The organism is Mycobacterium sp. SMC-11 (assembly GCF_046250095.1).
Classification (GTDB): Bacteria; Actinomycetota; Actinomycetes; order Mycobacteriales; family Mycobacteriaceae; genus Mycobacterium; species Mycobacterium heraklionense_A.
The window spans coordinates 3,127,922-3,153,261 of the sequence record NZ_CP176430.1 but is presented as its reverse complement, the minus strand read 5'-3'; the positions used below and the strand labels follow the sequence as shown (position 1 = coordinate 3,153,261).

Here is a 25,340-nt window from a genome sequence, read left to right as displayed (position 1 = left end):
GCCACGCATAATTCGTCACCAAGCGTGCACCGACATGTCATGCCGTGCTTGCCTCGTCGCTGCCTGGCTACGCGAGCGTGGCGAGTGTGAGCACTGGTTCTGTTCTCATCGCCCCTGAGCCCGCCACCGATTCTCCCGCTTCCGGGACCGACAACCCCCGTTACTCGCTGCTGTTGTCCACCGATTCCGCCATGATCGAAGCCGCCCAACGGATGCGCTTCGAGGTGTTCAGCACCGAGCCGGGCTTCTGCCTGACCGATTCCGGCGCCGGCCGCCCCGGCCTGGACGCCGATCATTTCGACGAATACTGCGACCACCTGCTGGTGCGCGATGACGACTCCGGTGAGCTGGTCGGCTGCTACCGGATGCTTCCTCCGACCGGGGCCATTGCCGCCGGAGGTCTTTACAGCGCAAGCGAATTCGATGTCACCGCACTGGACCCGCTGCGGCCGTCGCTGGTCGAGATGGGCCGCGCGGTGGTCCGGCCGGGCCACCGCAACGGCGCCGTGGTGCTGTTGATGTGGGCCGGCATCCTGGCCTACTTGGACCGCTACCAGTACGACTACATCACCGGCTGCGTCTCGGTGCCGGTGTGCGGCGAGGGCGCCCCCGGTAGTCAGATCCGCGGTGTGCGCGATTTCGTGCGGCGCCGCCACGCCTCCCCGCACCGGGTGACTCCGTATCGGCCGGTGGTGATCGACGGCAAGGGCCTCGACGAGATCGCGCCGCCGACTCGCCCCACCATGCCGCCGCTGCTGCGCGGCTACTTGCGCCTGGGCGCGCGGGTCTGCGGCGAGCCGGCCCACGACCCCGCTTTCGGGGTGGGGGACTTCCCGGCCCTGCTGCGCCGCAGCGAGGCCGACACCCGCTACCTGCGCCGGCTGCGGTCGGTGTCCGCGGCGTCGGTGGTCGCCGGGGCCCCAGGCAGCGCCGCACCAGCGTGAACCGAACGGTTGTGAACGCTTGGGCGCCCGTGGCCGTCTGCACGCCGCGATGTGTCCGCAGCGGTAGCGAGCGGCCGTTTCCGGCAGTGGTGGCGCTGCGGCTGGCGCTGGTGGTGCTGCTGGCGCCGCTGCTGCCACTGCTGGCGGTGCCGCTTCCGGGCCGCGTCCGGCTGCAGCGCGGCGCGTGCCGGGTGGTGTTGCGCTGTTTCGGGGTGCGGGTGACGACGACCGGCGGGCCGGTACGCAACCTGCGCGGCATGTTGGTGGTCAGCCCGCACGTGTCCTGGCTGGACGTGTTCGTGATCGGTGCGGTGTCGCCGGGCACGTTCGTGGCGCGCGCCGATCTGATCAGCTGGCCCGGCATCGGAGCGCTGGCCCGCATGATGCGGATCATCCCCATCGAGCGAGACAGCCTGCGTGGGTTGCCGGTGGTGGTCGACACGGTGGCGGCCCGATTGCGGGCCGGTCGCACGGTCGTGGCGTTCCCGGAGGGCACCACGTGGTGCGGACGGGCCCACGGCCGGTTCTATCCGGCGATGTTCCAGGCCGCCGTGGATGCGGGTCGCCCGGTGCAGCCCCTGCAGCTCGCCTATCACCATCCGGACGGGGCGCCGTCGACCGTGCCGGCGTTCGTCGGCGACGACAGCCTGCTGGCGTCGATGCGTCGTCTGATCACCGCGCGCCGCACCATCGCGCAGGTGCATGTCGCGGCCTTGCAGTTGCCGGGAACGGATCGGCGTGAGCTCGCCGCACGCTGCCAGGCGGCGGTGGGCTGGCGGGTCCGGCGACGCCGACGAGTCCGCATCGCCTGTTGAGCAGCGCGGCCGCCCCGCCGCAGCGCCGGGGCGGCCGCGGCTGCCCGGTATCCTGGGCAGGTCATGGTCTATCTGGATCACGCAGCCACCACCCCGATGCACCCGCAGGCCATCGAGGCGATGACAGCTGTGCTGGGTACCGTCGGAAACGCCTCCTCGCTGCACGCCGCCGGCCGCGCCGCGCGCCGCCGGATGGAGGAGTCCCGGGAGTCCATCGCGGCACGGCTGGGTGCGCGCCCGTCTGAGGTGGTGTTCACCTCCGGCGGCACCGACGGCGACAACCTGGCCGTCAAGGGCATCTACTGGGCGCGCCGCGACGCCGACGCACAGCGGCGCCGGATCATCACCACCGAGGTCGAGCACCACGCGGTGTTGGATGCGGTGGGCTGGCTCGCCGAACACGAGGGCGCCGAGATCACCTGGCTGCCCACCGACGCCGACGGGTCGGTGTCACCGGAGGCGCTCCACGAGGAGCTGGACGGCGGCCGGGCCGACGACGTCGCCCTGGTGTCGGTGATGTGGGCCAACAATGAAGTCGGAACGGTCCTGCCGGTCGCTGACCTGGCCGTGATCGCCGCGCAGTTCGGGGTGCCGATGCACTCCGACGCGGTGCAGGCCGTCGGGCAGCTGCCGGTCGATTTCAGTGCCAGCGGGCTGTCCGCCCTGAGCCTGACCGCTCACAAGTTCGGCGGGCCGTGCGGCACCGGTGCGCTGCTGATTCGTCGTGACGTGACCTGCGTCCCGCTCACGCATGGCGGGGGACAAGAGCGTGACATCCGTTCGGGCACACCCGATGTCGCCGGCTCCGTCGGAATGGCTGCGGCACTCCAAGTCGCCGTGGACTCGTTGGAGGCCACCGCCGAGCGGGTTGCGGGCCTGCGCGACCGGCTCATCGACGGAGTGCTCACCCGGATCGACAACACCCGGGTCAACGGGTCGCGCACCCAACGCCTGCCCGGCAACGCGCACTTCACCTTCGCCGGCTGCGAAGGCGACTCGCTGCTGATGCTGTTGGACGCCAACGGCATCGAATGCTCCACCGGATCTGCCTGCACCGCCGGTGTGCCGCAGCCCTCGCACGTGCTGACCGCGATGGGCGCCGACCCGGTCGCGGCCCGCGGATCGCTGCGACTGTCGTTGGGGCACACCAGCGTCGACGGTGACGTCGACGCCGTGCTGGCGGTGCTGCCCGGCGCGGTGGAGCGGGCCCGCCAGGCGATGCTGGCGGCCGCGGGAGTGGGGCGATGAAGGTAGTGGCCGCGATGAGCGGCGGAGTGGACTCCTCGGTGGCGGCGGCCCGCATGGTCGACGCCGGGCACGAGGTGGTCGGCGTGCATCTGGCGCTGTCGCGCAACCCGGGCACCCTGCGCACCGGCTCGCGGGGGTGCTGCTCGCGGGAAGACTCCGACGACGCCCGCCGCGTCGCCGACGTGCTGGGCATCCCGTTCTACGTGTGGGACTTCTCCGAGCAGTTCAAGGACGAGGTGATCGACGACTTCGTCGAGTCCTACGCCCGCGGTGAGACGCCCAACCCGTGCATGCGGTGCAACGAGAAGATCAAGTTCTCCGCGGTAGCCGCCCGAGCCCTTGCGCTGGGTTTCGACATGGTGGCCACCGGCCACTATGCCCGGCTCGCCGACGGTCGACTGCGCCGCGCGGTGGACGCCGACAAGGACCAGTCCTATGTGCTGGCGGTGCTCTCCGCCGAGCAGCTCCGGCACGCGGCGTTCCCGATCGGGGATACCCCCAAGCCGCAGATCCGCGCCGAAGCCGCCGAACGCGGCCTGGCGGTGGCGAGCAAGCCCGACAGCCACGACATCTGCTTCATCCCGACCGGCGACACTCGCACCTTCCTCGGCGGTCACATCGGCGTACGGCCAGGGGCCGTGGTGGATAGCGGCGGGTCGGTGCTGGCGCAGCACGACGGGGTGCATGGTTTCACCATCGGCCAGCGCAAGGGCCTGGGCATCGCCGGGCCCGGCTCGGACGGCCAGCCGCGCTACGTGACCGGTATCGACGCCGCGACCGGCACCGTCACCGTCGGGTCGGCCGCCGACTTGAATGTGGTGGAGCTGACCGGCCGGGCGCCGGTGTTCACCTCGGGGCAGCCGTGGCGCGGCCCAGTCGAGTGCGAGGTGCAGGTGCGCGCCCACGGCGAGACGGTCGGCGCGGTAGCCGAACTGGTCGGGGACATGTTGCAGGTGCGGCTGCGCGAGCCGTTGCGCGGCGTGGCCCGCGGCCAGACCCTGGCCTGTTACCGCCCGGACGCGCAAGGCGACGAAGTGATCGCCAGCGCCACCATCGCCGCCACCGGCGCATAGCGTCAGCTCTTAGCGCCGAACGTGTACTGAGTGCGACGATCCGGCGATTTTTTCGCCCTGGATGCACGTTCGGCGCGGGGCAGCGCGCCTAACCGGGCACCGCCGAAGCCATGTTCGTCACCACCAGGTCGGCGTCGGACTCCGAGAAGCCGCAGTAGGTGACCTCCAACAGCACCACCGACTTGACCTGATAGGCCCGGCCACAGGCGCCGGCGTGGGTACGCAGCGACGCGCCATCGGAAGCCCAGTCGCTGACCAGTCCCGGCCCGGCGGAGGTGTCGGCGCACTCGGCGACCGTGGCCACCAACGCGTCGAGAACGCGATGGGCGGCCTCGGTGTCGGGGTAGACGGCCGCGCCCTCGGAGACCAGCGCGGCCTTGGGCGGGTACTGGTAGGTGGTCTTGTGGAAACGCGTCGCGGTGGATCCGAACACCGCGGTCTCGGCGAAGATGAAGCGGCACGGCGGCGGGATGGTGGCGGCGAGGTCGTCGATGTCCGTCGGAGAGCTGGAATCCATGGTGGGGATGACCGTCAGCTGCTCGTCGGCGCCGACGATGGCGCGCATCCGGGGCGTGCCGAGCATGATCCGGCCAAGATCCACGACGCCGGCGGGCGCCGGTAGCGCCACCGGTGGCAGCGCCGTCCCGTCCACCAGGCGGGTGCAGCCCACCACCGCTGCAGCCACCGCCCAGATCGGCACCAGCAGCGACATCCTCACCATCGAAGGCTAGCCCGCCGTGCCCGGGGCCATGTCACTTCAATACGGTTGCCCGGTGAGTGCTTTCGCCACTGGGACCGGACTGGGGTCGTGGCCGGGCACCTCGGCACGCGCAGCGGCCGAGGTGGTGGTCGGTGAGTTGGGCGGCAGCCTGGCCCACCTGGTTGAGCTGCCGGGGCGCGGCGTGGGCGCCGACATGATCGGTCGTACCGGCGCGCTGCTGGTCGACATCGCCATCGACACCGCGCCGCGCGGCTACCGGCTGGCGGCGCGTCCCGGAGCGGTGAACCGGCGCGCGGTGAGCCTGCTCGGTGAGGACGCCGATGCGCTGGAAGAGGCATGGGAACTCGCCGGCCTGCGCGGTAGCGGCCACCCGGTCAAGGTGCAGGCGGCGGGTCCGCTGACCTTGGCCGCGGAGGTGGAGCTGGCCAATGGGCACCGGGCGATCACTGACCCCGGTGCGGTGCGGGACCTGGCCGCGTCGCTGGCCGAGGGCCTCAAGTCGCATCGGGCCGACCTGTCTCGCCGGCTCGACACCCCGGTGATCGTGCAGTTCGACGAGCCGTCCCTGGCCGCCGCGGTCACTGGCCGGCTGGCCGGCGTGACCGCGTTGAGCCCGGTGGCCGCCATCGACGAGGCGGTGGCCACTGCGCTGCTCGACGGCTGTGCCGACACGATCGGGGGCGAGGTGCTGGTGCACAGTTGTGCATCGGGACTTCCGTGGAAAGTGTTGCAGCGCAGCACTATCACTGCGCTGGCGTTGGACTGCACCGCGTTGGAATCCGCCGACTACGACCAGATCGGCGCCTTTGTCGACTCCGGCCGCACCGTGGTGATGGGGCTGGTTCCCGCGCTCGCTCCGTCGCGGACGCCCGACGTTGAAGAGCTGGCGGCCGCGGTCGCGGCGATCACCGACCGGATCGGATTTCCCCGCTCGGTGCTGGCCGAGCGGGTCGGGATCAGTCCGGTCTGCGGGATGGCCGGCGCCGGCGCTGCGTGGGCGCGCACCGCGGTAGGTCTGGTGCGCAAGGTGGGCGAGGCGCTGGCCAGCGACCCCGAGGCGATCTAAGGGCAACTAAAAGGTTGTGTATTGATCGTCGGCCTGCTGTACTGAAAGGCAACCGGGAGGTTGCATATGGGTACCGATCGAATCGAGAAGCAGGTTGTGCTGCGCGCGACGCTGGACCGGGTATGGCGCGCGATCAGTGACTCGGGGGAGTTCGGGCAGTGGTTCGGCGTCCGGTTCGACGGTCCGTTCGTCGCCGGCACCGCCGTGACCGGGACGATCACCCCGACCAGCGTCGACGCCGAGGTCGCACGGCTGCAGGAGCCCCATGCCGGGAACCGGGGGACCTGGCACGTCGTCGCGGTCGAACCGCAACGGCGGTTCGCCTACCGCTGGCACCCGTTCGCCGTCGACGCCGACGTCGAGGACGAACCGATGACGCTGGTGGAGTTCACCTTGGCCGAAACGCCCGACGGGGTATTGCTCACCATTGTCGAGAGCGGTTTCGACGCGCTGCCGCCGTCGCGGCGATCGACCGCGTTCGAGGCCAACGCCGACGGCTGGGCGCATCAGCTCAGATTGGTGCGCAAATATCTGGAGTTGCAGCGGACGTGACGAGCATCGAGGCACCGGTTTTCGATGCGCTCGGCGACCCGAACCGGCTGCGGATCATCGGGCGCCTCTGCGATGGCGGGCCGTGTTCGACCTCGCAGCTCACCCACGCGATTCCGGTGACGCGTCAGGCGGCCACCAAGCATCTGCAGCTGTTGGAGGCGGTGGGCCTGGTCACCAGCAGTCGTCGCGGCCGCGAACGCATCTGGGCGGTACGGCCGCAGCAGCTGGCCGAAGCCAGCGACTATCTCACCGGGCTGTCGCGCCGCTGGGACGCCGCGATTGAGCGGCTGCGGGCATTCGTGGAGAACATCGAGAACTAGCCCTCATCCAGGCACCGGACCAACCGCGCCGACGCGGTCAGCCGAAACGATGCGTCGACCAGCTCGCCGACCTCGTCCCAATCCACCTCGGCTGCATCGAAATCCAGTCCCAGCCAGCCGGAAGGGCCCAGATACATCGGCACGAAGAACCGCGGGTCCTGCTCCAGCGCCCGTCGCTCGGACTCGTCGACCTTGACCAGCAACGCATGGGGATAGGGCACCATCGCGCCGGTGACCTTGCTGCTGCCGCCGTAGATCGCGAACATCTTGGGCGCGCAGAACACCGGGCGGCCATGAGAGATCTTCTCGAAGGCTTCGGGAAAGCCCAGCGCGATGCGTCGCAGCTCCGCCAAACCAGGGTCGTCGTCGCGGTACATGATCGGGTGCGGCATGCCGCCAGGGTAGCCAGAGCAGATAACCTGCGGGGGTGAGTCCAGAGGCCGACAGCGTGCCCCCCGACCTCCGGCGGCAGTGGCACGACTTGGCTGAAGAAGTGCGCGAGCACCAGTTCCGCTACTACGTCAAAGACGCGCCGATCATCACCGACGGCGAGTTCGACGAGCTGTTCAACCAGCTGCTCGCTCTGGAGGAGGCGCACCCGGAGCTGCGTACCGCCGATTCACCGACCCAGTTGGTGGGCGGTGCGGGTTTCACCACCGAGTTCGCGCCAGCCGAGCACCTGGAACGAATGCTGTCGCTGGAAGACGTGTTCTCACCCGACGAACTGACCGCCTGGGCGGGCCGGGTGGCCGGTGAGATCGGCGGCGACACCACCTACCTGTGCGAACTCAAGGTCGACGGTGTGGCGCTCGGGCTGGTGTACCGCGAGGGCCGGTTGAGCAGCGGCGCCACCCGTGGCGACGGCCGGGTCGGTGAGGATGTGACGTTGAACGCGCGCACCATCGCCGACATCCCGGAATTCCTCAACACTGACACCGAATTCCCAGTCCCGGCTGTGCTGGAGGTGCGCGGCGAGGTGTACTTCCGGCTGGAGGACTTCGAAACCCTCAATGCCGGACTGGTCGCCGAGGGCAAGCCGCCGTTCGCCAACCCCCGCAACAGCGCGGCCGGGTCGCTGCGGCAGAAGAACCCGGCGATCACCGCCCGGCGCAACCTGCGCATGGTCTGCCACGGCCTCGGCTTTGCCGACGGGTTCAGCCCCGGGACCCTGCACGACGCCTACCGCGCGATGAAGGCTTGGGGGCTGCCGGTCTCGGCGCACACCGCCCGCGTCGAGGGCATGGCCGCAGTGGCCGAACGCATCACCTATTGGGGTGAGCACCGGCACGATGTCGAACACGAAATCGACGGCGTGGTAGTCAAAGTCGACGACCGGGCCCTACAGCGCCGGCTCGGCGCCACGTCCCGGGTGCCGCGCTGGGCGGTGGCCTACAAGTACCCGCCCGAGGAGGCGCAGACCACGCTGCTCGACATCCGCGTCAGCGTCGGGCGCACCGGCCGGGTCACCCCGTTCGCCTACATGACCCCGGTCAAGGTCGCCGGCTCCACGGTGAGCCTGGCCACCTTGCACAACGCCTCGGAGGTCAAGCGCAAGGGTGTGCTGATCGGCGACACCGTGGTGATCCGCAAGGCCGGCGACGTGATCCCCGAGGTGCTCGGGCCCGTGGTCGATCTGCGCGACGGCAGTGAGCGGGAGTTCGTCATGCCGACTCACTGCCCGGAATGCGGAACGCTGCTGGCGCCGGCCAAGGAAGCCGACGTCGACATCCGCTGTCCGAATTCGCGGTCCTGCCCGGCGCAGCTGCGCGAGCGGGTGTTCCACGTCGCCGGCCGCGGCGCCTTCGACATCGAGGCCCTGGGCTACGAGGCGGCGACCGCGCTGTTGAGCGCCGGCGTCATCACCGATGAGGGTGACCTGTTCACCCTCACCGAAGAGGACCTGCTGCGCACCGAGCTGTTCACCACAAACAAGGGTGTGTTGTCGAAGAACGGCCGGCAACTGCTGGCCAACCTCGACAAGGCCAAGGCTCAGCCGCTGTGGCGGGTGCTGGTGGCCTTGTCGATTCGGCACGTCGGACCCACCGCGGCCCGCGCGCTGGCCACCGAATTCGGCAGCCTGGACGCGATCACCGGGGCGTCCACCGAGCAGTTGGCCGCCGTCGAGGGCGTCGGCCCCACCATCGCCGCCGCGGTCACCGAATGGTTCGACGTCGACTGGCACCGCGCGATCGTCGACAAGTGGCGGGCCGCCGGGGTGCGGATGGCCGACGAACGCGACGCGAGCATCGAACGCACGCTCGAGGGGCTCAGCATCGTGGTGACGGGCTCGCTGACCGGTTTCTCCCGCGACGAGGCCAAGGAGGCGATCATCGCCCGCGGGGGTCGCGCGGCCGGTTCGGTGTCGAAGAAGACCGCCTACGTGGTGGCCGGCGACGCGCCCGGCTCGAAGTACGACAAGGCCGTCGAACTTGGGGTGCCGGTCCTGGATGAAGACGGCTTCCGGGAACTGCTGCAGAACGGTCCGAGTGACCCGGAAGGCGAGACCCCGGAAGAGGACTCGGCGCAGGCGGATTAGCGCCGTCAGCGCAGCAGCGTGGCCACGATCCCGGCCAGATAGCCCAACCGGACCACCTCGGCGGGCAGGAAGGCCGGGCCTCCGGTGCGGCCCAGCACGACGGCGGTGCGCGGGTTGCCGAGGGGCGCGGCCGCCAGCGCGACATCCATATCCCGCCACACCGCCGGCACCCAGTCGGCGGTGTTGTCCAGGGCGGCGGCCTGCTCGATCGGGAGCCACGGCACCGCACTGACCTGAGTCTCCGGGATGCCGGGACTGCCGGCGAGCCGACGGAACGTCCCGTCGTCCCCGTCGCTGCGCAGTACCGCACACCAGCTGACGCGCAGCACCCGCGGCGCCTCGTTGGCCAGCTTCTGCAACTTGGCGCTCCGGTCGCCGGCCGCGGCGACGTGGTCGATGAGCTCGAGTTCACGGTGCGCATCCAGCAGCCCGGTGTGCGGGCGGACACTGTGCACCCGAACCCCGGGCAGCCGTTCGGCGGCGGTGATCAGCACGTCGGGCATCGATCCCTGCGGCAGATCGACCACCAGGTCGTCGATCGCCGAGCCGCTTCCGCGTTCCACAACGTCCAGCGACAGGATGTCGGCGCCCACCGAGCCCAGACCCACGGCCAGCGACCCCAGGCTGCCGGGGCGGTCGTCGAGTTCGACACGCAGCAGATAGGAAGGCATGGGCAAACCTTCCCACAGCGTGCGTTAGCCCGCCGAGAGTGAGTCTGACTTCACGCTCGCCACCGCACGCTGGCTTTACGTTCGGCGTGAGCGGACGACTAGGCTTTGCACCCGTGTCCCAGATCTCCCGTGACGACGTAGCTCACCTGGCCCGGTTGGCCCGGCTGGCGCTGACCGACGCCGAGTTGGACGGCTTTGCCGGCCAGCTCGATGCGATCCTGACCCATGTCAGCACGATTCAGGCTGTCGACGTCACTGGCGTCGAGGCGACCGATAACCCGCTCAAGGACGTCAACGTCACCCGGCCGGACGAGATTGTCCCCGGGTTGAGCCAGGCCGAGGCGCTGGCCGCCGCGCCGCGCGCCGCCGAGAACCGCTTCGCGGTTCCGCAGATCCTGGGGGAGAGCCAGTGAGTGAGCTGATCCGATCCGACGCGGCCACTTTGGCGGCCAAGATCGCTGCCCGCGAGGTGTCCTCGGTCGAGGTCACCCGCGCCCACCTCGACCAGATCGCGGCCACCGACGACCGGTACGGTGCCTTCCTGCACGTCGGCGCCGACGAAGCCCTGGCCGCCGCGGAGGCCGCCGACAAGGCGATTGCAGCCGGCGAGGCGCCCTCGGCGCTGGCCGGGGTCCCGTTGGCACTCAAGGACGTGTTCACCACCGTCGATGCGCCCACCACCTGCGGATCGAAGATCCTGGAAGGCTGGCGGGCCCCCTACGACGCGACCGTCACGGCGCGCCTGCGCGCGGCGGGCATCCCGATCCTGGGCAAGACCAACATGGACGAGTTCGCCATGGGCTCGTCGACGGAGAACTCCGCCTACGGTCCGACCCGCAATCCGTGGGATGTCGAGCGGGTGCCGGGCGGCTCCGGCGGCGGCAGTGCCGCGGCATTGGCCGCATTTCAGGCGCCACTGGCCATCGGCACCGACACCGGTGGCTCGATTCGCCAGCCGGCCGCGCTGACCGCGACCGTCGGCGTCAAACCCACCTACGGCACCGTGAGTCGCTACGGGTTGGTGGCCTGCGCGTCATCGTTGGACCAGGGCGGGCCGTGCGCACGCACCGTGGCCGACACCGCGCTGCTGCACTCGGTGATCGCCGGGTATGACCCGCGCGACTCCACCTCCCTGGACGTACCGGTGCCCGACGTCGTGGGCGCCGCGCGCGCCGGGGCCACCGGCGATCTGTCGGGGGTGCGGATCGGGGTGGTGCGTCAGCTGCACAGCGGCGAGGGCTACCAGCCAGGTGTGCTGGCGTCGTTCAACGCCGCCGTCGAGCAGTTGAAAGCGCTGGGCGCGCAGATCTCGGAGGTGGACTGTCCGCACTTCGACTACTCGCTGAGCGCCTACTACTTGATCCTGCCCTCGGAGGTGTCGTCCAACCTGGCCCGCTTCGATGCGATGCGCTTCGGGCTGCGGGTCGGCGACGACGGAACCCACAGCGCCGAGGAAGTGATGGCGCTGACCCGCGCCGCCGGCTTCGGCCCAGAAGTCAAGCGCCGCATCATGCTCGGCACCTACGCGCTGTCGGCGGGCTACTACGACGCCTACTACAACCAGGCGCAGAAGGTGCGCACGCTGATCGCGCGCGACCTCGACGAGGCCTACAAGTCGGTGGACGTGCTGATCTCGCCGACGACGCCCACCACGGCGTTCCGGTTGGGGGAGAAGGTCGACGACCCGTTGGCGATGTACCTGTTCGACCTGTGCACGCTGCCGCTGAACCTGGCCGGACACTGTGGCATGTCGGTGCCGTCCGGGCTGTCCGGCGACGACGGGCTCCCGGTGGGTCTGCAGATCATGGCGCCGGCGCTGGCGGATGACCGGCTGTACCGGGTGGGCGCCGCTTACGAGGCCGCCCGCGGGGAGCTGGCCAGCGCGATTTAATCCGTCGAGCAGACACAAAAGCGCCCTGAAACGCGGTGAATTGGGAGCTTTTACGTCTGCTCGCCGGTGAAGACGCAGCTGACCCGGCAAGATGGGCACTATGCGGATCGGAGTGCTCACCGGCGGCGGTGACTGTCCCGGATTGAACGCGGTGATCAGGGCGGTGGTGCGCACCTGCGACTCCCGCTACGGCTCCACGGTGGTCGGATTCCAGGACGGCTGGCGCGGCCTGCTGGAGAACCGGCGCGTCCAGTTGGCCAACGACGACCGCAACGACCGGCTGCTGGCCAAGGGCGGCACCATGCTCGGCACCGCCCGGGTGAACCCGGACAAGCTGCGCGCCGGCCTGGATCAGGTCAAGCAGACCCTCGACGATAACGGCATCGACGTGCTCATCCCTATTGGCGGCGAGGGCACCTTGACCGCGGCGCACTGGCTGTCGCAGGAGAACGTCCCGGTGGTCGGGGTGCCCAAGACCATCGACAACGACATCGATTGCACTGACGTCACTTTCGGCCACGACACCGCCCTGCAGGTGGCCACCGAGGCAATCGACCGGTTGCATTCCACCGCCGAATCCCACCAGCGGGTGATGCTGGTCGAGGTGATGGGCCGCCACGCCGGCTGGATCGCGCTCAACGCCGGGCTGGCCTCCGGTGCGCACATGACGCTGATACCCGAGCAACCCTTCGACGTCGAAGAGGTGTGCCGGCTGGTCAAGCAGCGCTTCCAGCACGGGTCGTCGCACTTCATCTGCGTGGTCGCGGAAGGCGCCAAACCCGCTGCGGGCTCCATGGAGTTACGGGCCGGCGGCGTCGACGAGTTCGGCCACGAGCGGTTCACCGGTGTTGCCGCCCAGCTGGCTGTCGAAATCGAAAGGCGCGTCAAGAAGGAGGTGCGTACCACGGTGCTGGGGCACGTGCAGCGCGGTGGCACTCCGACCGCCTACGATCGCGTGCTCGCGACCCGCTTCGGCGTCAACGCCGCGGACGCCGCCCACGCCGGCGAATACGGAATGATGGTGTCGCTGCGCGGCCAGGAGATCGGCAGGGTGGCGTTGGCCGACGCGGTCCGACAGCTCAAAGTGGTGCCGCAGAGCCGCTACGACGATGCGGCGGCGTTCTTCGGCTGACGCGGGCTCACGCGCGTGTGGCGTGACAACGCCGTGAAATGGCCTCACAATGGTGAGGTTGTGCTTCGTGTTGCCTGATGGATAAAGGCTGGGGGTGGGGTATGGGGAAGATGGCGTTATCAGCCGCGGTGCTGTGCGGTCTGCCGATGGGGTTGGTGCTGTCGATACCGGCCCACGCCAGCGGTGACTTGATCGGCGATTACGTCACCGACCACGGTGGCGATGTCTGCGCATTGATCAACGAGCAGCCGAATCTGGCGGGGGTCAGGCATGCTGTCGATCACATCTTGGCGACCAGTGGTCTGCCGGAGGATCAGACCGGGCGGCTGCTGGCCGGGTCAGTGATTGCCGACTGCCCCGAAGACGGCCTGCTGGTCGAGGAATTCGTCATGTATGTCAAGCGGCGCCAGCAGCAGCAGTAATCAGGGCGATCGGCGATCATCCCTCACAGATCGCTCGGGTCGTCGGGCACGTCGACGGCGTAGTCGGCCAGCACCTCCAGCGCGACCACTTCCAGAGTGCGTTCATGGGTGGCGGCCAGCACTACCGGCGCGGCGCAGCCGTCGCGGTGGGCGCGCAACCAGTTCAGCGCGGTGACGCACCAGCGATCGCCGGGCACCAGCCCTGGGAACCGGTAGGCCGGCATCGGCGTGGACAGGTCGTTGCCGATCGAGCGCTGGTGTTCCAGGAATTCGCCGGTGACGACGGCGCATATCGTGTGCAGTCCGATGTCCTCGGGCCCTGACGAGCAACAGCCGTCCCGGTAGAAGCCGGTGATCGGGTCGCTGCCGCACGGCTCCAGCGGGCCGCCCAGTACGTTGCGGTCGGGCATGGGGCACAGTCTAGGGCGGCGTCCCCTACCGTGAGGTATGACCGAGCGGAACCGTGAGCGGCTGTGGGCGCATATCGACGGCATCTACCGGCAGATCTGCGAGCATCCGTTCGTCACCGGGTTGACCAAGGGAACGTTGGGGCGCAACCAGTTTCGCTACTATCTGGTACAGGATGCGCACTACCTGCGCGGTTATGCGCGGGCACTGGCGATCTGCGCGGCCAAGGCGCCGATCGAGTCGGAGCTGACGATGTTCGCCGAGCATGCCGGCGCGGCGATCACCGCCGAAGCCGAACTGCACGCCGGGCTGCTAGCGGATCTGGGGTTCGACGTCGAAGCTGCCGCCGCACTGCCGATCGCCCCGACGACCCAGGCCTACACCAGCTATCTGCTGGCGGTCACCACATCCGGCTCTTATGCCGAGGCCGTAGCCGCAGTGCTGCCCTGCTACTGGGTCTACGCCCGGGTGGGTGAGCACCTGCAGCGCCACGGCTCACCGGAGCCGCTGTTCCAGCGCTGGATCGATATGTACGCGGGACAGGAGTATCAGGCGGTGGTGGAGGCCGTGCTTGCTGTCGCCGACCGCATCGGTACACATCTGCCGGCAGCGGAGTGGGAGCTGATGCGCCGGCACGTCCACACCGCGGCGCGTTATGAATGGATGTTCTTCGACGCCGCCTACCGGATGGAGGACTGGCCGGTGTGACCAAGTCTGGCTGAGCGGGTCACCTAGACTTTGCGCCATGACCGCTGCTGTCGCTGAACTGCTCGATTACGACGACGTCGTCGCCCGCTTCGACCCGGTGCTGGGCCTGGAAGTGCACGTCGAGCTGTCCACGGCCACCAAGATGTTCTGCGGATGCTCGACAGCATTCGGCGCCGAGCCGAACACTCAGGTCTGTCCGGTGTGCCTGGGCCTGCCCGGTTCGCTGCCGGTGCTCAATGCCACCGCGGTCGAATCGGCGATCCGGATCGGGCTGGCACTCAACTGCGACATCGCCTCCTGGTGCCGATTCGCCCGCAAGAACTACTTCTATCCCGACCAGCCGAAGAACTACCAGATCTCCCAGTACGACGAGCCGATCGCATTCAACGGCTACCTGGACGTGCCGCTGGAAGACGGGTCGGTGTGGCGGGTGGACATCGAGCGCGCCCACATGGAGGAGGACACCGGCAAGCTCACCCACGTGGGCAGCGACACCGGTCGGATCGAGGGCGCCAGCGAATCCCTGGTCGACTACAACCGGGCCGGCGTGCCGCTGATCGAGATCGTCACCAAACCGATCACCGGCGCCGCTGAACGTGCACCGCAGATCGCTCGGGCTTATGTGACGGCGTTGCGGGATCTGCTGCGGGCGTTGGACGTTTCTGACGTGCGGATGGACCAGGGTTCGATGCGCTGTGACGCCAACGTGTCGCTGAAGCCCACCGGGGCAACCGAATTCGGCACCCGCACCGAGACCAAGAACGTCAACTCGCTCAAGAGTGTCGAGGTGGCGGTGAGCTACGAGATGCGACGCCAGGGTGCGGTGTTGACCGGAGGCGGCACCGTTGTTCAGGAGACCCGGCACTTCCACGAAGCCGGTTACACCAGCCCGGGCCGAGCCAAGGAGACCGCGGAGGACTACCGCTACTTCCCGGAACCCGATCTGGAGCCGGTGGCGCCCTCGGCGGAGCGGGTCGCAGAGCTGCGCGAGACGATCCCGGAGCTGCCGTGGCTGGCCCGCAAGAAGATCCAGGAGCAGTGGGGCGTCTCCGACGAGGTGATGCGCGATCTGGTCAACGCGGGCGCGGTTGAGTTGGTGGCCGCCACCGTGTCAGCCGGAGCATCCAGCGAGGCGGCCCGGGCCTGGTGGGGAAACTTCCTGGTGCAGAAGGCCAACGAGGCCGGTGTCGAACTCGACGCCCTGGCCATCACGCCCAAGCAAGTGGCTGCCGTGGTGGCGCTGGTGGAATCGGGTGAGCTGTCCAACAAGCTGGCCCGACAGGTGGTCGAAGGGGTGCTCGCCGGCGAGGGGGAGCCCGCCCAGGTGATGGCCGACCGGGGCCTCGTTGTGGTGCGTGACGACTCGGTGATCCAGGCGGCGATCGACGAAGCCTTGGCCGCCAATCCCGATGTGGCCGAGAAGATTCGGGGTGGCAAGGTGCAGGCCGCCGGGGCCATCGTCGGTGCGGTCATGAAAGCCACCAAGGGTCAGGCCGACGCCGCCCGGGTGCGGGAACTGGTGCTCGCCGCCTGCGCCGGGTAGTCCCCGGCTGCCTCAGCCGGCGGTAGCGCGGCGAGTCAGCGGCAGGTGGCGGGAGCCCTGGTGGTCGCGGTGGTCGAAGATGAACTGCAGCCACCGAAAGTCGATCAACATTGCGTGGTCATCCTTTTCGCTCGTCGGGCGAGTATGCGGCGGCGGTGACGTTCTGCGTAAGTCACTGCTTTCGACCCGTTGAAACCCAAGGTAAGCCCGATATTTAAGGCGTCCGGGCGGAGTCAGTAATACTTCTGTGAGAACCGATCGGGTTGGCGCTGACCCGATGGCGCGACACAAAACCGCACCGTGTGACCCCCGAGGGGGCCACACGGTGCGATTTGAGCGGTTGAGCGATTTAGAACAGGCCGTCCAGGATGTCGCTGCTGCCGTCCCAGCCGAGGGCCATCGCGATGGACTGGGAGAACTCCACCATGGATGCGATCGGGCCGACCGCGACTCCCGACAGGCTGAAGAGGTCCATCGGTTCGCCCAGCGCATCGGTTCCGGCGCCCATACCGATGACATCGAAGATCGAGCCACCCGAGCTGAGCAGTCCGCCCACGTTCAGATTCAGCTCGGTGATGTAGGTGGGCAAATCGAGCAGCGTCAGGGCGGGCGGGGTGATCCCCAGCTGATCCAGGATCGGCATCAGGTCGACCTCGCCGTAACCGTTGAGATAGGCATTGACGATGTTGGCCGGCATGTCGGTCAGATTCTGCAGTGCGGCGTCCCAGTCCGGGTCATCACCCGTCAGCGCCGCGGAGATGTTGGTGAGGTCCTCGTTGACCTGCAGCACCGGGCTGAGCATGGTGCTGATCTGCCCGATCACAACACCGCTCAGCGGGGAACCGGCGAAATTCAGCGCCGCCGCAACCAGCGGCACCGCACTCTCGTCCAGGCCGAGGGATTCGACGATGCCCGGCAGGACGGTCGCATCGGTGAGCATCCCGAACAGGGTGCTGTGATCGATGATGCCGGCGAGCAGCCCGTCGGTGGCCTTGACCACGTCATCCAGCGATTGGTACAGCGTGTCGGTGGCACCGCCCTCGGGAAGGAACGGGCCGAACAGGGCGCCGGGGACGGCTGCGGTGTCATCGGTCGCCGGTGCGCCGAACAGGGCAGTCAAGTGATTTTGAATGTCCGTGCTGACGTCGGCGAAGCTCAGCGAGCCGTCGGCCAGGCCCTGGATATAGCCGATCTGGTTGGCCAGCTGCTGCTGCAGGGCCGCGAACGGCGCCGCGGAGAAGTGGTTCCAGATGTCGGTGGCGTTGGCCTCGGCGGTCTGAAGGACGGTCTCCCAGCTGGCCGTCAGCTGCACCGCATGGGTGTGCAGGGCCGGCTGGGCGGGTAGGGGAGCGACGGCCGTCGTGGCGGCCACTGCACCGGCTCCGATGAGCGCGACGCTTGCGGCGACCCAGGGGGCGGGGGCACGGTGTTGCATTGGTCTCCTAGTTACGTAAGCGTGACGACTGCCACGGCAACGAAAGGTTACTTGAAAGTAGGTTAGGCGCAAACGAACTGTCCGCTAACAAAATCCGAGGTCGCCCCGTGTTTTGCCTGGACAATCCGGGCGTATCGCGACATCCGTCGAATGATTGACAGAGAATCCTTAGAAACTTGGTAGCATGAAATGGAACGACGAACTTCGATAGTGGACCGAAGTATTGCGTCGGGGACCGGTCTCGGGCTCGCTGGTCATCCTCTGATCCACGCCCTGTGTGGGTGGACGGCACGATCGCCGAAGCGGTGACGAAAGCCGCCAGTGTCGGGCCGACGCCGCCTGAATTGCAGGTGGCGGCCTGTGGCCGAGGCGTGCCGGCCGCCGCCTGCAGGACCGGCTGGTTCGCCCATCCTTGCAGGTAGTTAATCACCGGATGGAAACGGGCAGGGGCCGAGCGGGACTCAAACCTGAGACAAAACCATTACTCCCGTGGCTGTGTTCTTGGGGATTTCATAGCGTTTCGCGTCATGCGCTTTATCGTGTCGCGACCGCGGAAGAATCCGGTGCCGGTGTAGTGAGCCTGTCCCGTCGTAGTTTCCTTCAGGCCGGAATGGCCGCGGCCGCCGGCGCTGCCGCAGGTATCGGTTCCCGCGTGGCGCATGCCGAACCGGCGGCGCTGCTGGCGTCGAATCCAACGGGCACCACCTTGGATGTGGTCAGCGCGCCGGGCATGGCCCAAGCCGGTGGCTACCGGCCGCTGGTCGCCGGCAGTGGATGGCCGTTGTACATCCGCCAGGAGCTGGCCACCGCGGGTCCCGCGCGCGAGATGGCCCGCACCGCGTTGACGGCGTTCGTCCAGGTCACCGATCTGCACCTCACCGACGCGCAGAGTCCGGCCCGATTCGAGTTCGTCCATCCGTTCATCTCGTCGGCCTACCGGCCGCACGAGACACTGACCACTCAGGGTGCGGTCTCGCTGGTGAAGCAGCTCAACGCGCTTCCCGGCGGGCCGTTCACCGGCCGGCCATTCGATTGCCTGGTCTCCACCGGGGACAACACCGACAACAAAGAGCTGATCGAACTCGACTGGTTTCTGACGGTGATGTCGGGAGGGTCGATCATCCCCAACACCGGTGCGCCGGATCGCTATGAGGGCGTGCAGGCGCACGGCTCGTCGGATTACTGGCTGGCCGAGTCGCCCTATTGGGACAGCTACAAGGGCAAGGGATTTCAGCAGATTCCGGGTTTCCTGTCCGCCGCGATCTCTGCACATGTCAGCCCGGGCCTGCGCATGCCCTGGTACTCGGTGGTGGGCAACCACGACGAGCAGCTGCTCGGCACCGTTCCCAACGGCCTGCTGGACTGGATGTACACCTCGCCGATCAAGTTCGATCTGCCGCATAGCGATCCCTCGGCGATCGCCATCGCCAAGGCGCTGTGCGCCGATCCCTCGCAGCTCGTCCCGATCCTGCTGCAGCTCAAGTCCGGCGGCCCCTTCCTGCCCGCAACGGTGGATCAGCGACGCATGCCATTCACGTTGAGCCAGTACGTTCGTCGGCACTTCGAGCCCTCCATCACCGGTCCCGGACCGGTCGGGCATGGTTTCACCGACCCCGATGGGCCTACCTGGTACACCTTCCAGGTGGCGCCCGGTGTGCTCGGTGTGGCGATGAACACCACAAACGATCTCGGACTGTCGGCCGGCTCGATCAACGAAAGTCAATTGCGGTTCGTCCTGGAGCAGATCGACGCGCACCGGGATCAGTTGGTGATCCTGTTCAGCCACCACACCTCACGGACCATGAACGTCGGCCTGCCGGATCCGAATCATCCCGGCGAGAAGCTCTATACGGGTGCATCGCTCGTCGCGGCCTTGCTGGAGCGGCCGAACGTGATCGCATGGGTGAACGGGCACACGCACACCAACGAGATGATCCCGCACAAGGGTCTCACGCCGAAGCAGAGCTTCTGGGAGATCAACACGGCCAGCCACATCGACTATCCGCAGCTGGCCAGGATCATCGAAGTCACCGACAATCACGACGGCACGCTAAGTCTGTTCACCCCGCTGGTCGAGGCCCAGGCACCATTCACCGCGGACCCCAGCGATCTGAGTCCCACCGGTCTGGCCAGCCTGTATCGCGAGCTGTCCTACAACGATCTGCACCGCAAGGATGCCCGGCTGGGCGCCGTGGCGGATCGCAACTGCGAGTTGCTGCTTGCCCATCCGCTGCGCTGAGCGGCAACGCAGAAGTGGCCCCCGTCGCGGTGCAGGGGGCCACTTCTGTATTGACGGGATTTATACGCCGATGCCGAAGATGTCGGTCACCAGCGAGGCGACGGTGTCGGCCTCGTCGCCCAAGGGGCTGCCCACGCCGTCCCAGCCGAGGGTCATGGCGATGATCTCCTGCAGGCTTTGCCACGCGCCCAGTAGCCCGACGCCTTGGCCCTCAATCTCGAGCGGGAAGCCCATGAGGCCGGTGGTCAGGCCCAGGCCGTTGATGATCGAGCCGCCGATACCGGGGGAGCTGCCGTCGGAGATCTCCTTGATGAAGCCCTCGACGTCGGTGCCGGTGACGCCAGGCGACAGCAGACCGCCGAAGGTGTAGCTGAGCGCGGTGACGTCCAGGTCCGCGGGCAGCAGGCCGGCCTCGGTCAGGCTGGGCAGCAGCGCATCCAGGTTGAGGGTCGCACCGTTGAGGAGTCCGCCGACCATGTTGGCCGGGATGTCGGCCACGTCCTGCAGCGCCGCGGTCCAGTCCGGTTCGTCGCCGGACAGAGCGGCGCTGATCTCGCTGATGCTGTTGCCGAGTGCCACCAGTGGGCTGATGGACGGGCCGAGCGCGCCGATCAGCACCCCGCTGAGCGGTGACGCCAGGAAGGAGAGAATCGGCGTGAGCTCGTCGGTGGTGAGCGGGAAGTCCTCGGGCATGTACTGCGGCATCACCAGCGTGACCAGTGCCTGCAGTGCGTCGTTGCTCAGCAGCAGCGGTGACATCGTCAGGTCGGTCGCCATGTTGGGCTGCGCGATCGCCTCGAAGACCGCCTGCGGGTCGATCGACGTGCCATTCATGAGGTCGGCGATCAGCTGCTGGGCGGCTACGCCCGGCACCGCGGACATGTGCTCCCACAGCGTGCCGGCGTTGTCCTTGGCGGTGGCGAAGACGTCCTGCCATGCGCCGAACGGGTCGAAGTCGGCGGTCAGTGCCACAGCGGCCGAGTGCGAAGGAGTCAGGCCGGGCAGCGGAACGGTGACCGGGGTGGCGGCGACGGCGCCGGCGCCGACGAGCGCGACGCCTGCTGCGACCCACGGAGCGGGGGCAAAGTGTTGCATTGGTCTCCTAGTTACGTAAGCGTGACGGCTGCCACGGCAACGAAAGGCTACCTGAAAGTAGCTTATGCGCAAATGAACTGACTGCTAACAAAGTCCGAGGTCATCTCGAACACGTCCGGTATGACCTGGGGTTATTCATGTTCGAGAAAAATGATCGACAGAGAATTCTCAGAAACTTAGTTGCGTCAGACGGAAGGGGGGACGCTGCGAGTGGACCAAAGTGGCGACTGGGAGCCTTGCGGCCGCGAATGAACCGACGACTCGGCAGCGTGAAACTGACAGGATCGGGCGGCGCGGATGCAGATGGGTGGCGCGGAGCGCACCCGACACGCGTCTAGTCCTTGTCGTCGTTGGCGCGCGGGAATCCGCCGCCAGACGGGAACAGGGGGAAGACCACGTCGTCGAGTTTCTCGGCATCCCCGGCGGTCTTGTTCACCGTCGCGCCCCAGACGTTGCCGTCCGGCGACATCTTGACCGCCCAGACGTGGCCGTGGGTGTCCTGGCGCATGACCTCGGGTTCGCTGGTGACCGATCCGGTGCCTGCGGCCAGTCGCACGGCCACTGTCTGCTTGGTGTTGACCAGGTTGACCAGCACGATGCCATCCATCGCGGCGCAACCGGCGACGCCGGGCTTGTCCGGCCACGTCCACACGGTGGACACCCGGGAATCCTTGGTGATGCGCTGCAACCGGTCGCCGCTCGGCGTTCGGTCGGTGACGTAGAGCGAGCCGTCGACGTGGTCGATGCACAGCCCGCCGCCGGCGCCCATTCCGCTCAGTGCGGTGGTGGGCGCGGCCTGGCCGATGGTGGTGGGTTGCTCGATGCGCAACACCTTGCCGGCCGTCGAGCCGGGATCGGCGGCTGCGGCGGGATTGCCCGCATCGCCGGTCAACACCACCAGGGTGGTCGGACTGGTGAAGATCAGCGCACCGGTATTGCCCGTCGCGCCCTTGGGGATGCCGGTCAGGATGTCCTTCGGGACGTCACCGTCGGCGATGCGGATCACCCGGTTGTCGGTGGGGGTGCTGATGTAGGCGTACATCAACCGGTCCTGCGTGTAGGTCGGTGACAGCACGATGTCCATCAGGCCGCCGTCACCGGCAGGGTCGACGCCGATGACGGTTTTCACCTTGGGTTCGGCGGACAGTGAGACTTCTTTGACTGCGCCGGTAGTCCGTTCGGCGACCAGGGCCGATTTGCTGTCGCCGTGCATGATCAGGCCGCTGGTGCTCTCGAGGCAGCCCTGCATCACACCCGGCGCCGGGCATTGTTTCGGGAACGGGTTGGCGGGCAGCGGTGGCGGCGGCGGGGGAGTCGTAGGGGGCGCCATCCCGCGCCGCGGCACGGTTGTGAACGGTTGAGACTGAGCGTCATCGAAGTGTGCGCAGCCTGTCAGAACCAGGAGTGCCGCGCACAGTACGACAGGCACCCGGTGAACCACCCCGCGCATCCGCATGCCCGTCAGGTTACGGACACCGGGTCGGGTTTCGCCACGACGCCCGCCGCAGTGCTGCACCGGGCCGGATTCGATTCGCTAACGAAGCCGCTCAAATCCACAATCCCGCCAGGGTTGCACTTACTCTGACAGGGTGACCAGTCATGGCGAGGGCTCACACTGGCGTCGGCCGGGTGAGACTGCCGACGCAGGAAAAGGACGTCCCAAGTCGGCACGTCTGGTAGATCCGGAGGACGACATGCCATCACCGACTTACACCGGTGATTTCGAGACCGCGGCCATTCCGGCTTACGACCCCACCGGTGTTCGCCCGGTAGGCACCGGCTACCACCCGTTGCCCTACGCCGAGCCGCAGGCCAACCCCGGCCGCGTCGGAGTTGCCATCGGCGGCGACACCGACGCCGACGAGCCGTTCCGGGCGATGGACCGGCGCGGCACCCAGGATCTCGGTCTGCTGGTTCTGCGGTTGGGCCTCGGTGTGCTGTTGGTGGCCCACGGGCTGCGTCAGCTGTTCGGGTGGTGGGGTGGTCAGGGGCTGGCCGACTTCAAGAGTTCCATCGCCGCGGCCGGCTACCAACACGCCGACATCCTGACCTACGCGGCAGGGGGCGGGCAGATCGCCGCCGGCCTGCTGCTGGTGCTCGGGCTGTTCACCCCGCTGGCCGCCGCCGGCGCACTGGCGTACTTCATCAACGGCGTGCTCACCGGCGTCGCATCGCACAACCAGGGCCGGTTCGACCTTTTCCTACCCGACGGCCACGAATACCACGTCATTCTGATCGTGGTGGCGGTGGCGATCGTGCTGGTCGGCCCCGGACGGTACGGCCTCGACGGCGACCGCGGCTGGGCCCGGCGGCCCTTCATCGGGTCGATCGTGGCCCTGGTGCTCGGAATCGCCGGCGGTATCGCGATGTGGGTGTTCCTCAACGGAGCCAACCCGCTGGCCTAGCACGGCAGTGGCGCCTCGGCGCCGCCTTGCCACCGATTCAGCGATACGGGTTGGGCACCCGCCCGCCGCTGGCCTCGGTCAGCAGCGGCAGGGTGGCGAAACTTACCGCGGGCAACCGCACAATCTCGCCGTCGCGCAGGTGGGCCCGCGCCCACGATCCCCGGGTGAATCCCAAGCCGTCGATGGCATCCCAACCCATCGAGCGGCTGCCCGTCAGGGTCCGCACGGTGATCTGCTGAGCGTCGGCCACTGTTCGCCACCGAGCGATCAGCACCGACAGCAGGATCGGCAGCACCAACAAGGGTGCGGTGACTGGCCAGGTCAACACCGGGATCAGCAGACCGAGGGCCAGAAAGCCGACCGCGAAGTGGGCCATCGGCGAGATACGGATCACCAGAGGTGCGGGATCGGGGGAAGGAGAGGCCACCCCCGCATGATGTCACCGTCGGCGTTGGGCGACCCGCTGGGTGGCAGGCAGCGCCTTGGTAAAAATAAATATTGACTACTTATTTTATGTGTTGAATGATGGACGCGTGTCGCCGACCAAACCCCGCCGAACCCAGGCGGAGCGCACTGCCGAGACCCGGCATGCGCTGCTCAACGCGACGCTCGACGCGCTGGTAGAGGTTGGTTTCAAGGGAACCACCACGACCGAGGTAGCCCGGCGTGCCGGCGTCTCGGTGGGGGCGCTACAGGGACATTTCCCGACGAAGATCGGCCTGCTGACCGCCGCCATCGAGTTCTCGCTGAACCGCCGCATCGAAGAGTTCGAGGTGCTGATGGCGGGGCTGGACCCGTCCGCCGACAAGCTCGATGAGGCCTTCGACCTGCTGTGGTCGATGTTCTCCGGTCCGACCTTCACCGCAACGCACGAGCTGTGGGTGGCGGCGCGCACCGACCGGGAGCTGGCGCCGGCGGTCATCGAAACCGATCGGCAGTTCGCGGAAGCCTGCGAGCGGGTCTACGACCAACTGCTCGGCCCGGCCGACCCCGCCGATGTCGGCGCCCCACGGTCGCGCATCGGCCTGCAGATGGCTTTTGTGCTGATGAACGGCTTGGCGATGTCGCGGTCGATAGAGGGTCACGAACCGGTAGCCACCAACGACATTCTCGAAACTTTCAAGATGCTGGTTCGGCCACTGGCGACCGGCTTTGCAGACCCCCAACCCGAGAGAGAGTCATGACCGCCAACGAGAACCGCCCGGTGGCGGTACAGCCGCGTCGCATCCGGTTCAACTACCCGGTGGCGGCCCTGGATCGCCACTTCGTTCAGGGTGACCTGGTGATGAGCCACATGATCGCGCACCTGTCGGCGGTGTTCCCGGAGGGAGAGGACTTCTTCATTCGTTCGGTGCGTCGCTACGCCGACCAGATCACCGACCCCGCCCTCAAAGATCAGGTCAAGGGATTCATCGGCCAGGAGGTCACCCACGGGCGCGAGCACCGTGCACTCAATGAGCGCCTGCACGAGATGGGTTACCCGACCCGCAGGATCGACCGGCTGGTGAACCGCCGCCAGAAGGTCATCGAACGACGGTTCTCCCCGCTGACCTGCCTGGCGATCACGGCCGCACTCGAACATTTCACCGCCGTCTTCGCCGAGACCCTGCTCTCGGACGAGCGGGCCCAGGCCCTGCTCGGCACGACCGAAGTGCGGTCCATGTTGCTGTGGCACGCCATCGAGGAATCCGAGCACCGCTCGGTGGCCTTCGACGTCTATCGCGCGGTGGGCGGCGACGAGACCAGGCGCATCCGGACCATGCGGATCATCCGCTTCACCTTCCCCCTCGCCGTCGTGACGAACACCATCATCTCGCTCTTCGCCGACCGCGCCGCCTATCACCCGGTGCGACTCGTCCGCAGCTTTGCGGCCCTGCGGCACTCGCCCTTCTTGACCCGCGCGGTCTTCCGCCGGCTGGGGGAGTACCTGCGGCCGGGCTTCCATCCCGACGACCACGACAACGCCGCGCTGCTCGAGCACTGGGAGGCGGCGCTGTTCGGCGAGCAGGGTTCGCTGGTCGACCACCTGAACTGAGCGCTCGCTCATTTGACGCATGCTCGGTCCAGCGGCTACCGTCGTCTGCTATGGACAACGGCATGCTCGTAGTAGCCCACT

The 25,340-nt window shown here is 68.0% G+C and carries 26 protein-coding genes; 18 read left to right on the top strand and 8 right to left on the bottom strand.

Annotated elements, in window-relative coordinates:
• The first annotated feature begins 86 nt into the window (after positions 1-86).
• From ACKY0X_RS14945 to mnmA, 4 genes are all read left to right on the top strand, one after another.
• Positions 87-944 (top strand): GNAT family N-acetyltransferase, encoded by an 858-nt coding sequence (locus ACKY0X_RS14945; RefSeq protein ID WP_409426671.1) that lies wholly within the window; start codon positions 87-89, stop codon positions 942-944.
• Positions 941-1,759, top strand: coding sequence for a lysophospholipid acyltransferase family protein (locus ACKY0X_RS14940; protein ID WP_409426670.1), 819 nt, complete (start codon positions 941-943; stop codon positions 1,757-1,759). The genes ACKY0X_RS14945 and ACKY0X_RS14940 overlap by 4 nt, the downstream gene beginning before the upstream one ends.
• A gap of 63 nt (positions 1,760-1,822) precedes the next feature.
• Positions 1,823-3,007 (top strand): cysteine desulfurase family protein, encoded by a 1,185-nt coding sequence (locus ACKY0X_RS14935; RefSeq protein ID WP_409426669.1) that lies wholly within the window; start codon positions 1,823-1,825, stop codon positions 3,005-3,007.
• The gene (gene mnmA / locus ACKY0X_RS14930; RefSeq protein WP_409426668.1) at positions 3,004-4,080 is read left to right on the top strand and encodes a tRNA 2-thiouridine(34) synthase MnmA; all 1,077 of its coding nucleotides are present in this window, start codon (positions 3,004-3,006) and stop codon (positions 4,078-4,080) included. Before ACKY0X_RS14935 ends, mnmA begins: the two co-directional genes overlap by 4 nt.
• An 88-nt stretch (positions 4,081-4,168) precedes the next feature.
• On the opposite strand, the gene ACKY0X_RS14925 is transcribed toward mnmA, so the two are convergent.
• The gene (locus tag ACKY0X_RS14925) at positions 4,169-4,801 is read right to left on the bottom strand and encodes a sensor domain-containing protein (RefSeq protein WP_409426667.1); all 633 of its coding nucleotides are present in this window, start codon (positions 4,799-4,801) and stop codon (positions 4,169-4,171) included.
• A 52-nt stretch (positions 4,802-4,853) separates the two neighbouring features.
• Here ACKY0X_RS14925 and ACKY0X_RS14920 point away from each other — a divergent pair, with 52 nt between their 5' ends.
• The 3 genes from ACKY0X_RS14920 (at position 4,854) to ACKY0X_RS14910 (ending at position 6,739) form a co-directional block, all read left to right on the top strand.
• Entirely contained in the window at positions 4,854-5,867 is a 1,014-nt protein-coding gene (locus ACKY0X_RS14920; protein ID WP_409426666.1) for a methionine synthase, read from the top strand.
• Between the two features lie 66 nt (positions 5,868-5,933).
• Entirely contained in the window at positions 5,934-6,419 is a 486-nt protein-coding gene (locus ACKY0X_RS14915; protein ID WP_409426665.1) for an SRPBCC family protein, read from the top strand.
• Entirely contained in the window at positions 6,416-6,739 is a 324-nt protein-coding gene (locus ACKY0X_RS14910) for an ArsR/SmtB family transcription factor (protein WP_409426664.1), read from the top strand. Before ACKY0X_RS14915 ends, ACKY0X_RS14910 begins: the two co-directional genes overlap by 4 nt.
• Here the strand turns inward: ACKY0X_RS14910 and ACKY0X_RS14905 are convergent.
• Positions 6,736-7,131, bottom strand: coding sequence for an MmcQ/YjbR family DNA-binding protein (locus ACKY0X_RS14905; protein WP_409426663.1), 396 nt, complete (start codon positions 7,129-7,131; stop codon positions 6,736-6,738). The two genes, ACKY0X_RS14910 and ACKY0X_RS14905, sit on opposite strands and share 4 nt — an antisense overlap.
• Positions 7,132-7,166: 35 nt before the next feature.
• On the opposite strand from ACKY0X_RS14905, the gene ligA reads away from it, so the two are divergent.
• Positions 7,167-9,275 (top strand): NAD-dependent DNA ligase LigA, encoded by a 2,109-nt coding sequence (gene ligA / locus ACKY0X_RS14900; RefSeq protein WP_409426662.1) that lies wholly within the window; start codon positions 7,167-7,169, stop codon positions 9,273-9,275.
• Positions 9,276-9,280: 5 nt separating this feature from the next.
• Here the strand turns inward: ligA and ACKY0X_RS14895 are convergent, their stop codons facing one another.
• Complete coding sequence (locus tag ACKY0X_RS14895; RefSeq protein ID WP_409426661.1) at positions 9,281-9,946, bottom strand: amino acid-binding protein; 666 nt, start codon at positions 9,944-9,946, stop codon at positions 9,281-9,283.
• 113 nt (positions 9,947-10,059) lie between these two features.
• Between ACKY0X_RS14895 and gatC the strand changes: the two genes are divergently transcribed.
• From gatC to ACKY0X_RS14875, 4 genes are all read left to right on the top strand, one after another.
• Complete coding sequence (gene gatC / locus ACKY0X_RS14890; protein ID WP_409426660.1) at positions 10,060-10,359, top strand: Asp-tRNA(Asn)/Glu-tRNA(Gln) amidotransferase subunit GatC; 300 nt, start codon at positions 10,060-10,062, stop codon at positions 10,357-10,359.
• Complete coding sequence (gatA, locus tag ACKY0X_RS14885; RefSeq protein ID WP_409426659.1) at positions 10,356-11,837, top strand: Asp-tRNA(Asn)/Glu-tRNA(Gln) amidotransferase subunit GatA; 1,482 nt, start codon at positions 10,356-10,358, stop codon at positions 11,835-11,837. Before gatC ends, gatA begins: the two co-directional genes overlap by 4 nt.
• A 100-nt stretch (positions 11,838-11,937) precedes the next feature.
• Positions 11,938-12,969, top strand: coding sequence for an ATP-dependent 6-phosphofructokinase (locus ACKY0X_RS14880; RefSeq protein WP_409426658.1), 1,032 nt, complete (start codon positions 11,938-11,940; stop codon positions 12,967-12,969).
• 77 nt (positions 12,970-13,046) lie between these two features.
• Positions 13,047-13,391 (top strand): hypothetical protein, encoded by a 345-nt coding sequence (locus ACKY0X_RS14875; protein WP_409426657.1) that lies wholly within the window; start codon positions 13,047-13,049, stop codon positions 13,389-13,391.
• 23 nt (positions 13,392-13,414) lie between these two features.
• On the opposite strand, the gene ACKY0X_RS14870 is transcribed toward ACKY0X_RS14875, so the two are convergent.
• Positions 13,415-13,801, bottom strand: coding sequence for a DUF2237 family protein (locus ACKY0X_RS14870; RefSeq protein WP_064889119.1), 387 nt, complete (start codon positions 13,799-13,801; stop codon positions 13,415-13,417).
• 37 nt (positions 13,802-13,838) lie between these two features.
• On the opposite strand from ACKY0X_RS14870, the gene tenA reads away from it, so the two are divergent.
• A complete protein-coding gene (tenA, locus tag ACKY0X_RS14865) occupies positions 13,839-14,507 on the top strand; it encodes a thiaminase II (protein ID WP_409426656.1) in 669 nt (222 codons plus the stop codon).
• Positions 14,508-14,544: 37 nt separating this feature from the next.
• Positions 14,545-16,050 (top strand): Asp-tRNA(Asn)/Glu-tRNA(Gln) amidotransferase subunit GatB, encoded by a 1,506-nt coding sequence (gene gatB, locus ACKY0X_RS14860; protein ID WP_409426655.1) that lies wholly within the window; start codon positions 14,545-14,547, stop codon positions 16,048-16,050.
• Positions 16,051-16,399: 349 nt separating this feature from the next.
• Here gatB and gjpA (ACKY0X_RS14855) read toward each other — a convergent pair whose 3' ends face one another.
• Positions 16,400-17,485, bottom strand: a complete 1,086-nt coding sequence (gene gjpA / locus ACKY0X_RS14855) for an outer membrane porin GjpA (protein ID WP_409426654.1) — start codon at positions 17,483-17,485, stop codon at positions 16,400-16,402.
• 574 nt (positions 17,486-18,059) lie between these two features.
• Here gjpA (ACKY0X_RS14855) and ACKY0X_RS14850 point away from each other — a divergent pair.
• Entirely contained in the window at positions 18,060-19,724 is a 1,665-nt protein-coding gene (locus tag ACKY0X_RS14850; protein ID WP_409426653.1) for a TIGR03767 family metallophosphoesterase, read from the top strand.
• A 60-nt stretch (positions 19,725-19,784) separates the two neighbouring features.
• Here the strand turns inward: ACKY0X_RS14850 and gjpA (ACKY0X_RS14845) are convergent, their stop codons facing one another.
• A complete protein-coding gene (gene gjpA / locus ACKY0X_RS14845) occupies positions 19,785-20,819 on the bottom strand; it encodes an outer membrane porin GjpA (protein ID WP_409426652.1) in 1,035 nt (344 codons plus the stop codon).
• Between the two features lie 334 nt (positions 20,820-21,153).
• Complete coding sequence (locus ACKY0X_RS14840; RefSeq protein ID WP_024443383.1) at positions 21,154-22,275, bottom strand: PQQ-dependent sugar dehydrogenase; 1,122 nt, start codon at positions 22,273-22,275, stop codon at positions 21,154-21,156.
• A 133-nt stretch (positions 22,276-22,408) separates the two neighbouring features.
• Here ACKY0X_RS14840 and ACKY0X_RS14835 point away from each other — a divergent pair, with 133 nt between their 5' ends.
• Positions 22,409-23,224 carry a DoxX family membrane protein gene (locus ACKY0X_RS14835; protein WP_409426651.1) on the top strand — a complete coding sequence of 272 codons (816 nt, stop codon included), beginning with the start codon at positions 22,409-22,411 and terminating at the stop codon, positions 23,222-23,224.
• Positions 23,225-23,261: 37 nt separating this feature from the next.
• Here the strand turns inward: ACKY0X_RS14835 and ACKY0X_RS14830 are convergent, their stop codons facing one another.
• Positions 23,262-23,600, bottom strand: coding sequence for a PH domain-containing protein (locus ACKY0X_RS14830; protein WP_409429645.1), 339 nt, complete (start codon positions 23,598-23,600; stop codon positions 23,262-23,264).
• Between the two features lie 91 nt (positions 23,601-23,691).
• On the opposite strand from ACKY0X_RS14830, the gene ACKY0X_RS14825 reads away from it, so the two are divergent.
• Both ACKY0X_RS14825 and ACKY0X_RS14820 read left to right on the top strand, forming a co-directional pair.
• Positions 23,692-24,408: a TetR/AcrR family transcriptional regulator gene (locus tag ACKY0X_RS14825; RefSeq protein ID WP_409426650.1), complete on the top strand. Its 717-nt coding sequence runs from the start codon at positions 23,692-23,694 to the stop codon at positions 24,406-24,408.
• Positions 24,405-25,259, top strand: coding sequence for a metal-dependent hydrolase (locus tag ACKY0X_RS14820; protein ID WP_409426649.1), 855 nt, complete (start codon positions 24,405-24,407; stop codon positions 25,257-25,259). Before ACKY0X_RS14825 ends, ACKY0X_RS14820 begins: the two co-directional genes overlap by 4 nt.
• The last annotated feature ends 81 nt before the right edge of the window (positions 25,260-25,340 follow it).